This is a genomic window from Rhizobium sp. YTUHZ044 (genome assembly GCF_051123975.1).
Taxonomy (GTDB): Bacteria; Pseudomonadota; Alphaproteobacteria; order Rhizobiales; family Rhizobiaceae; genus Rhizobium.
This window is the reverse complement of sequence record NZ_CP101427.1, coordinates 181,456-194,192: the sequence shown is the minus strand read 5'-3', so window position 1 is coordinate 194,192 and position 12,737 is coordinate 181,456. Positions and strand designations below refer to the sequence as shown.

Genomic DNA, 12,737 nt, shown 5'->3' with positions numbered 1-12,737 from the left:
CGACGCCGGCTTACAGCCTCTGCATCAAGGCATAGACGAGGATCGAGACGTAGAGCAGAAAGGCGATAGCGATCATCGTTGCGATCAAAGCGATGACCAGCCACAGGCTTTTCAGGCCATTCCGCTGCCGTTCGGCGCTCAGCCGGTCCAACCGGATCGGGTCATCTTTCGGCCATTTCATCAAGGGTTGGCTTCCCTTGAAAATTGCGTGGACTGATCGCTTCTGCTGGTCGAGTTCCACGAGAGCGTAGCGCCGAGCACGATCAAAAGCCCGACCAATAGGATGGCTCCCAGATAGATCATAAAAGCGCGACGATCCGATTCGTGATTCATCTTCTTCTCCTCGACCCTCAAACCAGGCGAAAGCCGGAATGTTCCTGTCAATGAATCGGAAGGGATCTACCAGCGGAGCAGGCGCGGCCCGGTTAGGGCGCCGACAGCGCCGATGAGCAGGATGCCGAGCGTGTACCAGATCAACACGAAAGGCATGCCGTTCTCGGTGCAGAACCAGGAATAGACCCAGGCGCCGGCTCCGCCCGCGGCAATGCCGGCGACGAAGCCGGTCAGCCGTAGATCCACCGGTGCCGCGCGGCGCAGTGCCCAGACCGTGCCGGCATAGACGGGGATCGCAAAGCCTGCGATGAGCGGCGGGCAATGCAGCGCCGAGGAGCCAAGGATCAGCGATCGATAGCTCTCGCTCGGCGCCATCCGGAGCTGGATGGCCGCTACGGCCGCCATGGCAACGAAGATCAAAGCAAGCAAACCAAAAAAGCGTCCCTCGGAACCATCGGGTCGGGAAAGCCGAAAGACGGCGGCAAAGGCGGCCGCCGCAATCAGGGCATTATAGGCCGACTTGATCCAGAAGACCGGCAGCATCAGCACGTCTGAGATATCGACCCGGGGACCAAGAATGATCAGCATCAACAGCAGCGAGAGTCCAAGGGCGGGCGCTATGCCGATCGCAAAGCGCCGCCATAGCGCGTTGCGCGGCACCGGCTTCAGGTCGCTTGCCAATCGTTCGATGATATCGTCCGTCTTTGTCACGATGTGCCTCGCAATCTCTCTCCGAGCGCCTTGAGCGCCCGATGGATGCTGACTTTCACCGCCGATTCGGACTGGCCGCTGCGGTTTGCGGCGTCGGCGACCGAGCTGCCCTCGAGCTTCACCTGCCGGATCAATTCCTGCTGTCGCGGCGGCAAGCCGTCGAGCAGCCGCTCGACGTCCATGCGGGCAGTCAGCCTATCCTCGCTGAAGTCGCTTTCGATCTCGTCATCAAGCTCGGCCTCGGCCAGCCTGCGTCCGCCGCGGCCGCGGTGATGGTCGATCAGTTTGTAGCGCGCGATCGAGAAAAACCAGGCGGTAAAAGGTCGGTTCCGGTCATAGGTGGATCGCCGGGAATGCAATGCCAGCAACGTCTCCTGGACCAGATCTTCCATGTCCGCTCTCGTCGCCGCAGCCATCCTGCGGCTGTAATAGCCGACAAGCAGCACGCGCAAAGCCGTCAGCAAACGCCGATAGGCAGCCTCATCCCCGTCAAGGGACAGAAGCATCAATGCTTTCAGGGCGTCTTCCGAATGCGCGGTGGTCATGCTGTCAAAGGCTCATTCGTAAAAGCAGGCGATCGGTTACAGCGAAAACCAAGATTTTTGCAATACAACTCTGTAGCACACGCACGTGAAGCTGTAACGCATCGCGACTCACGGCGAAAAGCATCGTAGTGGCGCATGCAGATCCCGATATGATTGCGTCGAGCTGATCCCCATTGGGCGGTCGAAAGATCGGTGTACCGGCTGCCTTTGTTTCAACCAGCGCGCGACGACCCTACAAGAGCCTGTCGCTTCGATTTTCTCAGAGGCCCGATCAGCCGCTCATATTCCTCCTCCGCCCTCCCGTAGGCGTCGGCGGCGAATTCCTCCAGGCCGGCGCGATCTCTGACGATCACCAGGCCGCGGACCGAGCGGATGAAATGGTTGCCCTCGAGCAGATGGAGAGCCGTTGTCACGCTTGGGCGCCTGACTGCCAGCATAAGAGCGATGAACTCATGCGTCAGGGCGAGCTTGTCGCCATCAATGCGGTCGTGGCACATCAAGATCCAGCGAGCCAGCCGCTCATCGATCCCGTGGATCGCATTGGAGAGCGCTGTGAATCCGGCCTGGGTTGCAAGCACGTACATGCTCTTGTGCAAGAGGCTGGTAAACACCGGCTGCGTTTTCATCAGATCCAAAAGCTTGTCCTGCCGCAGCCGGTAGGCAAAACCCGGAACCTGGACGGCGACCTCGGTGACGCTGATTCCTCCGTCTATCGCCGCCGCCGTGGGCGCGAACCCGTCACGGCCGAACAAGCCGGCTTCGACGCGGTTGCCCTCGGGCGAAACATTGATGATCGAACCTACGCCTGAGCACGGGAAATAAGCATAGTCGATCATCGCACCAGCTTTAGCCATGACGAAACCGCGCGGGGTGTCGCAAGGTTCGAGATCAGAAACGACAGCTGCAAGCTCCTCCTCAGGCAGAAGGGCGAATAACCGGTTTTCCCTAGTCGGTGTCGTTGCTGCCAATGCTCGCCCTCCGGAAAGTTGAGTTGGGCGCAATCTGATCGATTCAGGTGCGAAATACTGGCTCGCTAGGCGGCTCTCCCACGCAACTCACGAACTTCCGCTTGGTTCCCGATTTGAGCGGAAACAACGAAAGGTCGTTGCTAGCCGTCGATCTCGGGGTCGTTGTCGATGCGCTTTTAACTACGCTTACTCTGGTCTGGGGGATCGGCCTGAGGGTGATCCTTCCGACCGGAGCCCGGCGCGGCCTCTACGTCCATTTCCACGGCGGCGCCTGGGTGATGGCAACGCCCGCTTTGACGACAGCATCACTCGCCCGATCGCCAGAGACTGTCGGATGGTGGGGGCCGGCGTCGATTTCCATAATGCCGCCGACGACCGGCTGGACCTCACTCTTCTGGACAGCAAGGCGTTGGTCGAATGGCTGGCCGATCATCTTGCCGGGTTTGAGGTCGAGCGGATCATGCTCGGCGGCGAGTCCTCGGGCGCACATCTCGCTGCGGAGGCACTTCTTCATCTCAGAGCACGCGGCAAGGCGGAGGCCGTTGCAGGATTCGTTTCCATGTGCGGCGCTTTCGATCTCGGCGGTTCGCAAAGCCTGCGGCTCTCGACAGGCAAAAGCCTGGTGATCGATGGGCAATCGGCGCTCCGCAATCTGCAGCGTCTGACGCCAAGCCTTTCCGGGCGTGACGCGAAAGGTCCCTTGTTTGCCGATCTCTCATGCCTACCTCCCGCCCTGCTGGTCGCCGGGGCGCTCGATCCGATCCTCGACGACAGCATCTCGATGTATGAGCGATGGCAGAGCCAAAACGGCAATGCCGACTGCGTCGTCTTCCCGGAGTCCCCGCACGGCTTCAACCGATTGCCGATCAAGCTGGCAACCAGAGCAAACAGACTTGTCAGAGCGTGGATCTCGCAAATGCTCGACCACTGCAAGCGCGGGTAGTGGCTGATCGAGCGCAGGCCCTCGAGTCTGTACGCTATAGCACAATGTATTGCTGAACGATTCTAGATGGTTAGGTTCGCCCGCAGCAAGGGCCGCATTATCGCTGATGCGCGGATAGACATGGATGACCGACAATTGAACTTTCGCAATGAACTTTTGCGCGCCATGGGCCCGCAGGAGCAGGAACTCCTGCTGCCGCATCTGGAGCCAGTCGATCTCGAAGTGCCTTTGATCCTTGAAATGGAGAATAGTCCGGTCAGCGACGTCTATATTCTCGAATCAGGGCTTGCCTCGATCGTGGCGAGATTTCCAGGCGGGCGTGATATCGAAGTGGGCATTGTCGGCCGCGAGGGCATGACGGGTGCAGCAGTCATTCTGGGCGGCAATCAATCCGCGAACCGGACGTTCATGCAAGTCTCCGGCCATGGCTTCAAATTGCCGGCATCGGTCCTTTCCGCAGCGATGGAGGAAAGCCGCCCCTTGCGCAGCCTGCTTCTCGCCTATGTCCAGGCGCTGCTCGCGCAGACGACGTCGACGGTGCTCGCCAACGGCCATGCCAAGCTCGAAGAGCGGCTGGCGCGATGGCTGCTGATGGTCCATGACCGAACCGATGGCGCGACCATCTGGCTGACCCACGAGTTTCTGGCGGTGATGCTCGGCGTGCGTCGCGCAGGGGTCACGGTCGCGCTGCATCTGCTCGAAGGCAAAGGGCTGATCCGATCCACGCGACGACAGATCGTCATCCTCAACCGGCGGGGATTGATCGAAGAGGCGCATGGATCCTACGGCGCGGCGGAGGAGGAATACCGGCGGCTGATCGGCAAGGATCTCGCGCGCTGACGCACCTCAGAACCGCGCCTTCCGCTCCTTTTCGGATGCATGCCAGGCCCGATCGATACTGCCTTCCTCCGCCTTGTGAAAGAATTGCGAGCAGACGAGCCACCCTTTCAACGGCCTCAGAAGGAGAATGCAGGCGATTACGGTAACGGGTACGGTGACAATGAGGTGCGTCCAGATCGCCGGCTCGAATGTAAACTGGAACCAGAGAGCGAAGGCGAGTGCCGGGACAGCGACGATCGACATAGCGAAGAAAGCTGGTCCGTCGGCCGGATCGGCAAAGGAATAATCGAGACCGCAGACCTCGCAGCCTCGGGCGAGCTTCAGGTAGCCGGAAAACAGATGACCGCGCTGGCACCGCGGGCAGCGTCCCAGAAATCCCGTAAGCGCAGGGTTCGTGGTTAGCTGATATTCGGCGGCAACATCGTTTTCAGGTTCCATTCTCCTCGAACTCCACCCGAAAGGTCAGGTTCCGCGGGCCGGAGTATTTTCCCGCCAGGCCGGCCGTGGCTCAACCTGATCCCGGCGTGATGCTCTGTTCGTCCTTCTCGGACAGCGAGCCCGCGCCGGGCGTTTTGCTTTCGTCTATGAGATGACCCTTGGCGTGAGGACCGGCCGGCGGGTTTTTCCTCGGATCGGCGGTTTCCTTTTCGGTTCCTTCGACGTCGGCCCGCGCTTTTTCACCGTCATTCATGAGCTGCTCCTCGTCAGATTGAGATGACCGGCCGGCCGTTTCGATCTCCGCCCCGCCGTCATCGCAGCAGTTCGGGAGAGCCCCTTTTTCGCCGATGCCAGACGCCCGACCGACAGCAGCTTGTCCTCGTTGGTCAAGCCGTGGCGATAAAGGCGAATGAGCAGCGCGGCGACCTCCTGCATATCAGGCGAGCGCAAGGGCATGTCGGCCTCGCGGCAGATCACATTCAAAACGGTCTGCAGACGCTGAAGATCGGCTGAATCGAGCGCTTTCAGATGGATGGACTGAGAATCGAGCATGACCCTGGTCCCGAAGCTTTTCACCGTGCGTTTCGAAAGTAATGGGACTCAATTGGGGCCAAAACAACTCTTCGTCCCCAATTGTACGGAACTGAACAATTCCCCGAATCCGTTAGAGCGTTCTTATGTGTGTCCGAACGGACGCAGGGCGCTAATGATAATAAGACGGGTCTCCCCCGAACAGAGCGGCGATTATCGCGTCTATGTCGGAACCACGCCTGCTGACGACAAAGCCGCCCGGCCTTATTTCGGAGCGCGCGTCATGGGCAAAGATGAAGGGAATCCGACGCGTCTCCAGCCAATCATTTATCCAGAGCATCGCCTCGTCGGAAATCGCCACGTCGATGATCACGGCGTCAAACACGAGGCCCTTGCTCAGGCACTCCATTGCGCTGGAAATGCCGATGGGGCCAGCGAGCACCGCCTTTCGCGCGATCAACGTCTTTCTCGCACCGTCCGAAAGGAAGCCGGTCTCACCGATGATAAGGATAGTCTTGCCGGCGACCGGGTTGAGCGACTTCATGGCGGACGCCTACGGTAATTCTGGTTTTAGGGTGAGCATGCTGTTCAAGAGCGGTTAGAAGCGTAGGCGGGTCCGCGCCTGTTCGTGCCTACCAGATTCGAGCCCGTCATGCGACGTTCATTTTCCCGTGATCGCCGAACCCCCGCCGGGCCACCTTGTTCCCCCGGCGGTTCGGATCGGGCCCTGATCATCCGGTTCGTACGCTTCCGCACCAGCGGTTGAAATCGCAGATTCGAAGTTTAGGATCGTCGAATATAACGGGGAGGAACGCGGATGATCCAGCACTCGGGAATCACGAAGCCGCCGTTACAGCCCGATGACGTGGCAATGCTGACCACCGTCCTTGAGGGATGGTGTCACGAAAAATCATGCGTGATCGCCAGCCCGGCCGCCGAACATATTGCCAGGGAACTCGTATCCTGGTTCGAATGCGGCATCAGAGACAAGCATAAGCTCGCCGGCCTGATGCGGCATGTGCATCTGGATCCGGAGGATCTGCTGATCACACCGGATGTGCCGGTCGGCGCAACGGCAAATGAGAACGCCGAACGGCCGGAATGTCACGATGAATAGAAGCCGGCAAAGCGCGCCCATCACGGCGGGTCCCTCGGATCTCGGTTTTGTCGACCGACAGATCGCCTTGCGACAGATCGTCGACGATCTCCGAAACCTGCGCGATGGCGCGCCGGACGACCTCGGTCGACCTCCGGCTCTCGATCGCCTGCTTTGCAGGATCAGCGCTTCGGCCATACCGATTGCCAAAGCGGATGACGAGGATTGGGAAATTATCTTTATGGAGCTTCTCGATCTTCGCGCGGCGATGACACGTCTTGTTACCGGCGTCGCCGAAACGTCCCATTGATTTCCATAGTTGGATTTGAAACGAGGAAAATGTTGCTGTTTTGAATGACGGCCAGGTTCTTTTCCACGGAACCTTACCACACGTTATGGCATTGATTCTGCAACGATGGGGCGGCCGATGCCAAGATTTTATTTTAACGTCGTTTCAGACATCGGCATGGTCGTCGATCCCGAAGGTTCGGAATTGGCAACCATCGAAGACGCCAGGCGCGAAGCCATTCAGGACGCGAGAGCCCTCATGAGCCAGGCGGTTCTTTCGGGAAAAGACATCTCAGCGAGAAAGATCTACATCTGCGACGAACAGGGAACCCTGCTTCTGATCGTGCCTTTCGCAGATACGATCAGGAGTGTGGATTAGCGAGGCGCCGGCAGGCCAGCCAAACGTTCATATTCCCGCTCCGGAACGCCGTAGCTGCCGGCCGCGATCTCTTCCAGCCGCTCCCTGTCGAGGATCCTGACATTGGCACGGCTCGATTTGATGACCCGCCGCCCTTGGATGACATGCAACTCGTTCGTCACTCCCGAGCGGCGCACACCGAGCATGAGCGCCAGAAATTCATGGGTCAGCGGCAGATCGTTACTATCAAGGCGGTCATGGCACATCAACAGCCAGCGGGCGAGCCGCTCATGCATGTTGTAGCGCCCGTTGGCGAGGCCGACTGGGCAAGCCGTATGTCACAGCAGTGGGCATGATTCAGGAACAGAGCCCATCACCCTTCCCTCGGCAAGCGGACCACGAACCCCGTACCGGGCGCACGGTCCTCGATATGCATCTCCGCCTTCAGTTGTTGCACGAGCGCGCGCACGATCTTCATTCCCAGGCTTTTCCCATCGTTGTCGAAAGACAGCATTTCCGCTGGCAGACCCCGTCCGTCGTCGGCGACCTCCAGGCGGATCTCATCGGCATTGCTGCGGGCGCTGACCGTGACGGCGCCGGAGACATCGGGATAGGCGTGCTTGAAGGCATTGGTCACCAGCTCGTTGACGAGGAGAGCGATCTGGACCGCCCGGTCCGCATCGACCATGCATGGATCAGCGTCGACGGATACTGCGTGGCGGGAGGTCGATTGCTGCAGGCGCTGGCAGAGGCTCGACAGGAATTCCGCCAGATCCACCGTTTCGATATCCGGCTGACGCCATAATTGATCGTGCACCTGGGCGATGGTTCCGACACGCGCCTCCGCATCGCGAAGCGCCCGTCCGACCTCCTCATGTTTGGTCGAACGGGCCTGCATGGCAAGCATGGCCGCGACGAGAGCCAGGCTGTTCTTGACGCGATGGCTCATCTCCCGCAGCATGATCTGCTGGTGTTCTTCGGCAAAATGACGCTCCGTATCGTCCCGGAGCACTTTGAGGTAGCCGGCGCGCTGGGCGCGAAGCGGCATGGTCAAGCCGCTGCCCCAGAATGTCGAGCCGTCTTTGCGCAAGTGAAATCGCTCGTTCTCGGCGCGGCCGCGCTCGGCGGCCGTCTTCATCTCGCGTTCGAGCGCGCCGTTATTGCGGTCCTCGGGGACGAAGAGAATGCGGGCGTCGCGACCGAGGATCTCGTCTTCCTCATAACCGAAGATCCGGCAGGCGCCGGTGTTCCAGCTGATGATCCGCCCATCCCGGTCGAAAGCGAAGATCGCATAGTCGATCGCGCTTTTGAGAATAAGCTGAAGGCGCTCTTCGCTGGCGCGCCGAGCTTCGTCCTCATGAAGCATTTGCGTCCGGTCGCGGACGATTTTTAGAAGGCCGTAAGTCTCGCCGGCATCGTTGCGAAGCGGCATCATCAGTCCCGAAGCCCAGAACGAACTGCCGTCCTTTCTCACATGCCAGCGATTGTCGTCGGCGCGTCCGGTGGTCAAGGCAAGCCTGATCTCCTTGAGCATCGCCCCTGCGAGCTGATCCTCGAACGTAAAGATGGCGGCACCGCTCTGTCCGATGATTTCGGGCGGCGAATAGCCGAAGAGATTTTCCGCACCGGCGCTCCACGTCACGACCGTGCCGTCGCGACTCATCGCAAAAATTGCATAATCCCGGGCGCTCTCGACAATGTGCCGATAGATCTCAGTCTCGTCACTCGGGAGGGGATATTGATCCATGCCAGCACGCCCGCAATTGCCGTCCACTACATTAGCATTTGCTACAGCAATTTTCTCCGCCGCGTGCGGTTGCGTACAAAACTCCCCCAAGGAACCTTCTGCCGATCATGAAAGTTAAGGCTCAGCGCCTTGCAATCAGCCATTCCGGAGTTCATAACTTTGGGTGCGGCCGAGCGCATCTGTGGTGCTGACGGCCGAGAGACAGTGTCCTCTTGCCAAACAAAGGGCAGAGTGATGCGAGCGTTCGAAAGCGGAAATCTCATTCTGTCGCAGTTGGCGGATCCGGAGCTTCTGGCTCTGGAGCGCATACTGGAACCGCTTCTTCTTCCGCGCGACTTCGCGCTCGTCCATTTGGGCATGCCGGTCAGTCATTATTATTTCCTGGAAACCGGCATTGCTTCCATGGTGGCGACGAGTCCCCAGGGCAGGAAAGCCGAGATCGGCGTGCTCGGCAGGGACGGGATGTCGCCGCCGGCTCTGACGGCGGACGCGGAGCGGTTTTCATTCGATGTGATGATGCAGGTTGGCGGTCACGGGCGCCGTGTGGAAGCCGGCGCTCTGGCATGCTTCCTCGCCGACCGGCCCGCCGTCCGCCGGCTGCTCTCACGTTTTCTCCATAGCTTTTTCGCACAGGTCGCCAACACCGCACTGTCCAACGCCATTCACAAGATCGACGTTCGGCTGGCGAAATGGCTTCTGATGTGCCATGACCGCCTCGATGGCGAAGGAATTGAAATCACCCATGAATATATGGCCACGATGCTGGGAGTCCGCCGCTCCAGCGTCACTGATGCCTTACACATCCTGGAGGGCGAGCATCTCATTTATTCCACCCGCGGCCTGGTAATCATCCGCAACCGCGCATCCCTCGAAGCCTTCGCAGCAGACGCCTACGACCTCCCTGGCATCACAGGACACGGCTGGCCGGTGATCGACCGCCCATCTCTGGCGCTGAGGCGCTGAAGCACGTCGAACAGGAGATCGACGATCTCTCAAGCGTCACTTTCCTGGCAGATCCTATTCGGTCGTCGCAGCCGCCGGAAGGCTGTTCTGCGACCCCTCCCTATCGGACGCGCGCGAAGGAGCCGTGGGCACCTTCTGAACATAGATACCGAGTCCGAGCGCACCGATGGCCACCGCAAAAGCGCCGGCGATGGCGGTAATCGATCGTCGCCCGCCCTGCTTGATCATTCCGAAAGCAAGAGCAATTCCGAGAAGGGCCGCCCCTCCCGGTACTGCACAAGATAATTCATGATCATGCTCCCAATGTCGGGCCTCCGAACCCCGGAGGATGGTGAAGGTCCCCATGGTTGCGACCCCGGGACATGCTCGCCGGAATTTCATGCGACGCATTGACGCATAAGTGACGCGGTGGTACGTATCAATTGGTCAGACCAGTTGACCAGCTGCGTGTTTGAGGAGAAGCCGCCGGGGAGGCCAGAATGTTTTCGCCCGTTGAATCGCGCCGCCTCTACAGGCAGGTAGCGGATCAGATTCGTTCGATGATTGCCTGCGGCGAGCTTGTCATCGGTCAGAAGCTGCCGGCCGAGCGCGATCTTGCGGAGCAACTGTCGGTATCACGCCCGACCGTGCGCGAGGCGCTGATCGTTCTCGAGGTTGAAGGCCTCGTCAACATCCGCATGGGCTCCGGCATCTATGTGGTACGCCGGCATGCGGTCAGCATGGCGGCGAGCGAAAGCGAGCCGGTGGAGGGACCTTTCGAATTGCTGCAGGCGCGCGCCATCATCGAATGCGCCATCGCCGAAGAGGCGGCAACCCGCGCCGGGCCGGAAGACATCGCCGTGCTCGACGAGGCGCTGATGCGCATGAGCAGCGGCGTCACCGATGCAGCGACGGTGCTCGCCGCCGACCGCGCCTTCCATACCGGCATTGCCGCCATTGTCGCCAATGCGACGTTGACCCGCGTGACCGGCGAGATGTTCGATCTTCGCATGACCCCTTATTTCGCGAAACTTGCGAGCCATTTCGAGGGGCCGACGACATGGCGCAGCGCCGTGGACGAGCACCGGGCCATCCGCGATGCAATTGCCGCCGGCGATGCCGCCGGCGCGAAGGCTGCGATGCGCAGCCATCTCACCTTATCACAGAAGAGATTTTCCGAGAGCTTCGGGGAGGAGTTCTCGGGAGAAGAGGAGCGCGGCCGCGACAAGGCGCCCGCGAAAGCAACCACCAAGACTTAAACCCGAGCTCGGGAGGAGAGAGCAATGAAGAGCAGACTGGCAACGATACTTTGCACCGCAGCCGCGATCATGGCGACGACGGCGGTCGCGCATGCCCAGACGGTATTGAAATGGGCGCATGTCTATGAAACCTCGGAGCCCTTCCACACGGATTCCGTCTGGGCCGCAGAAGAAATCGCCAAACGCACCGACGGGCGCTACAAGATCGAGGTCTATCCAGCCTCGCAGCTCGGCAAGGAAGCCGACATCAACCAGGGCCTCAAGCTCGGCACGGTCGATATCATCATCTCGGGATCGAGTTTTGCCGCACGCGACTACAAGCCGATCGGCGTCACCTACTTCCCCTATATCTTCCGTAATCCCGACCATCTGATCGCCTATACCAAGAGCGATGTCTTCAAGCGTCTCGCCAAGGGTTACGAGGACAAGACTGGCAACCATATCGCCGCCGTCAGCTATTACGGAACGCGCCATACGACCTCGAACAAGCCTATCGCCAAATGCGCCGACATGCAGGGCCTGAAGATCCGCGTGCCCGATGTTCCGGCCTATCTTGCCATGCCGCGCGCCTGCGGCGCCAACACGACACCGATCGCCTTCGCCGAAGTCTATCTGGCTCTGCAGAACGGCACGGTCGAGGCACAGGAAAACCCGCTGACGACGATCGAGGCGAAGAAGTTCTACGAGGTCCAGAAGAACATCATCCTCACCGGCCACATCGTCGACCACCTGAACACCGTGATCTCGAAGCAGCTGTGGGCGAAGCTCTCCGACGAGGACAAGAAGATCTTCGGCGAAGTGATGCAGCAGGCGGCCGAGCGCACGACTAAGACGATCGCCGGCAAGGAAAACAGCCTTGTTGCGACCTTCAAGGAAAAAGGCCTCAACGTCACCGAGGTCGACAAGGGCGATTTCGAGAAGAATGTGATGGAAAAGGTGAAGTTTGAGGACTTCGGCTATGAAAAGGCCGATTGGGAAGCGATCCGGGCGATTCAGTAGGAGCTCGCTCAGTGCCTTCTTCGTGCCCTTGACCCTAACCCTCTCCCCGCAAGCGGGGAGAAGGCGGCGGCAGCCGGATGAGGGGCCGTCCCGCCGAGCAACGAACGAAGGTCGCGCAGCCCAAGCGCCGCGCCCTTCTTCTCCAACCGCAACAAGGCCGAAAATGTCGCAAGAAATTCACACGCCAATCACGGCCGAGGAAATCGGTCACGAATTCGAAGGGCATGCGCCGACGGCGAACGTCTCGGACTATGCCGTCGAGGACTGGATCACGTTGATCGTCTTCTGGCTGATGGCCGGCTGCGTCTTCCTGCAGTTCTTCACGCGGTATGTGCTGAACGACAGCTATGCCTGGACCGAGGAAATCGCCATCAACTGCCTGATCGGCGTCGTCTTTCTCGGCGCCGTCATGTGCGTGCGCACCTCGAGGCATATCCAGGTAGACGTGTTCTATCACTATATGCCTGCAGGGCTGGCGCGCGTGCTCGCGACCTTCGTCGACATCGTCCGCATCGGTTTCTTCGCCTATGGCTGCACCCTGATGTGGCGTTACGTCGACATCGTCGCCGACGAGCAGATGGTCACCATCGACCTGCCGCGCAACATCGTCTTCTACTCGGTGCTAGTCGCCTTCGTGCTGATGCTGATCCGCGCGGTCATCGTCTTCATCGCCAATATGCGCCGCGGCTACTCCGTCCTGGAGCGCCCGGAAGAATTCCAATCCGTCGAAGGATGACCC

The 12,737-nt window shown here is 60.0% G+C and carries 19 protein-coding genes and 1 pseudogene; 9 read left to right on the top strand and 11 right to left on the bottom strand.

Annotation, left to right across the window (positions count from 1 at the left end; genetic code table 11):
• Positions 1-10: 10 nt before the first annotated feature.
• The 5 genes from NL154_RS23775 to NL154_RS23755 all read right to left on the bottom strand — a co-directional run bounded on the left by NL154_RS23775 (position 11) and on the right by NL154_RS23755 (position 2,557).
• A complete protein-coding gene (locus NL154_RS23775) occupies positions 11-181 on the bottom strand; it encodes a hypothetical protein (protein ID WP_434734329.1) in 171 nt (56 codons plus the stop codon).
• Complete coding sequence (locus NL154_RS23770) at positions 181-333, bottom strand: hypothetical protein (protein WP_434734328.1); 153 nt, start codon at positions 331-333, stop codon at positions 181-183. The genes NL154_RS23775 and NL154_RS23770 overlap by 1 nt, the downstream gene beginning before the upstream one ends.
• Positions 334-399: 66 nt before the next feature.
• Positions 400-1,044 (bottom strand): NrsF family protein, encoded by a 645-nt coding sequence (locus NL154_RS23765; RefSeq protein WP_434734327.1) that lies wholly within the window; start codon positions 1,042-1,044, stop codon positions 400-402.
• Positions 1,041-1,589, bottom strand: coding sequence for a sigma-70 family RNA polymerase sigma factor (locus NL154_RS23760; RefSeq protein ID WP_434734326.1), 549 nt, complete (start codon positions 1,587-1,589; stop codon positions 1,041-1,043). Before NL154_RS23760 ends, NL154_RS23765 begins: the two co-directional genes overlap by 4 nt.
• A 212-nt stretch (positions 1,590-1,801) precedes the next feature.
• Positions 1,802-2,557: a Crp/Fnr family transcriptional regulator gene (locus NL154_RS23755; RefSeq protein ID WP_434734325.1), complete on the bottom strand. Its 756-nt coding sequence runs from the start codon at positions 2,555-2,557 to the stop codon at positions 1,802-1,804.
• Positions 2,558-2,891: 334 nt separating this feature from the next.
• Here NL154_RS23755 and NL154_RS23750 point away from each other — a divergent pair, with 334 nt between their 5' ends.
• Entirely contained in the window at positions 2,892-3,500 is a 609-nt protein-coding gene (locus NL154_RS23750) for an alpha/beta hydrolase (protein ID WP_434734324.1), read from the top strand.
• A 120-nt stretch (positions 3,501-3,620) separates the two neighbouring features.
• Complete coding sequence (locus tag NL154_RS23745) at positions 3,621-4,340, top strand: Crp/Fnr family transcriptional regulator (protein WP_434734323.1); 720 nt, start codon at positions 3,621-3,623, stop codon at positions 4,338-4,340.
• A gap of 6 nt (positions 4,341-4,346) precedes the next feature.
• On the opposite strand, the gene NL154_RS23740 is transcribed toward NL154_RS23745, so the two are convergent.
• The 4 genes from NL154_RS23740 to NL154_RS23725 all read right to left on the bottom strand — a co-directional run bounded on the left by NL154_RS23740 (position 4,347) and on the right by NL154_RS23725 (position 5,853).
• On the bottom strand, positions 4,347-4,778 hold the full coding sequence (locus NL154_RS23740) for a DUF983 domain-containing protein (RefSeq protein ID WP_434734322.1): 432 nt from the start codon (positions 4,776-4,778) through the stop codon (positions 4,347-4,349).
• A gap of 70 nt (positions 4,779-4,848) precedes the next feature.
• Positions 4,849-5,031, bottom strand: a complete 183-nt coding sequence (locus tag NL154_RS23735) for a hypothetical protein (protein ID WP_434734321.1) — start codon at positions 5,029-5,031, stop codon at positions 4,849-4,851.
• Entirely contained in the window at positions 5,028-5,330 is a 303-nt protein-coding gene (locus NL154_RS23730) for a hypothetical protein (protein ID WP_434734320.1), read from the bottom strand. Before NL154_RS23730 ends, NL154_RS23735 begins: the two co-directional genes overlap by 4 nt.
• Before the next feature lie 151 nt (positions 5,331-5,481).
• The gene (locus NL154_RS23725) at positions 5,482-5,853 is read right to left on the bottom strand and encodes a hypothetical protein (protein WP_434734319.1); all 372 of its coding nucleotides are present in this window, start codon (positions 5,851-5,853) and stop codon (positions 5,482-5,484) included.
• 273 nt (positions 5,854-6,126) lie between these two features.
• Between NL154_RS23725 and NL154_RS23720 the strand changes: the two genes are divergently transcribed.
• The 3 genes from NL154_RS23720 to NL154_RS23710 all read left to right on the top strand — a co-directional run bounded on the left by NL154_RS23720 (position 6,127) and on the right by NL154_RS23710 (position 7,072).
• Positions 6,127-6,426: a hypothetical protein gene (locus NL154_RS23720; RefSeq protein WP_434734318.1), complete on the top strand. Its 300-nt coding sequence runs from the start codon at positions 6,127-6,129 to the stop codon at positions 6,424-6,426.
• The gene (locus NL154_RS23715; protein ID WP_434734317.1) at positions 6,419-6,715 is read left to right on the top strand and encodes a hypothetical protein; all 297 of its coding nucleotides are present in this window, start codon (positions 6,419-6,421) and stop codon (positions 6,713-6,715) included. Before NL154_RS23720 ends, NL154_RS23715 begins: the two co-directional genes overlap by 8 nt.
• 117 nt (positions 6,716-6,832) lie before the next feature.
• On the top strand, positions 6,833-7,072 hold the full coding sequence (locus NL154_RS23710; RefSeq protein WP_434734316.1) for a DUF6894 family protein: 240 nt from the start codon (positions 6,833-6,835) through the stop codon (positions 7,070-7,072).
• Here NL154_RS23710 and NL154_RS23705 read toward each other — a convergent pair.
• Together NL154_RS23705 and NL154_RS23700 are read right to left on the bottom strand one after the other, a co-directional pair.
• Positions 7,069-7,418: pseudogene (locus NL154_RS23705) on the bottom strand (Crp/Fnr family transcriptional regulator); the annotation flags it as partial. The gene NL154_RS23710 and the pseudogene NL154_RS23705 sit on opposite strands and share 4 nt — an antisense overlap.
• 6 nt (positions 7,419-7,424) lie before the next feature.
• Entirely contained in the window at positions 7,425-8,798 is a 1,374-nt protein-coding gene (locus tag NL154_RS23700; protein ID WP_434734315.1) for a sensor histidine kinase, read from the bottom strand.
• 234 nt (positions 8,799-9,032) lie between these two features.
• Here NL154_RS23700 and NL154_RS23695 point away from each other — a divergent pair, with 234 nt between their 5' ends.
• The 4 genes from NL154_RS23695 (at position 9,033) to NL154_RS23680 (ending at position 12,734) form a co-directional block, all read left to right on the top strand.
• Positions 9,033-9,761: a Crp/Fnr family transcriptional regulator gene (locus tag NL154_RS23695; RefSeq protein ID WP_434734314.1), complete on the top strand. Its 729-nt coding sequence runs from the start codon at positions 9,033-9,035 to the stop codon at positions 9,759-9,761.
• Between the two features lie 479 nt (positions 9,762-10,240).
• Complete coding sequence (locus tag NL154_RS23690) at positions 10,241-10,999, top strand: FadR/GntR family transcriptional regulator (RefSeq protein WP_434734313.1); 759 nt, start codon at positions 10,241-10,243, stop codon at positions 10,997-10,999.
• 24 nt (positions 11,000-11,023) lie between these two features.
• A complete protein-coding gene (locus NL154_RS23685) occupies positions 11,024-11,998 on the top strand; it encodes a sialic acid TRAP transporter substrate-binding protein SiaP (protein ID WP_210632035.1) in 975 nt (324 codons plus the stop codon).
• Between the two features lie 163 nt (positions 11,999-12,161).
• On the top strand, positions 12,162-12,734 hold the full coding sequence (locus tag NL154_RS23680; protein ID WP_210632034.1) for a TRAP transporter small permease: 573 nt from the start codon (positions 12,162-12,164) through the stop codon (positions 12,732-12,734).
• Positions 12,735-12,737 lie beyond the last annotated feature (3 nt).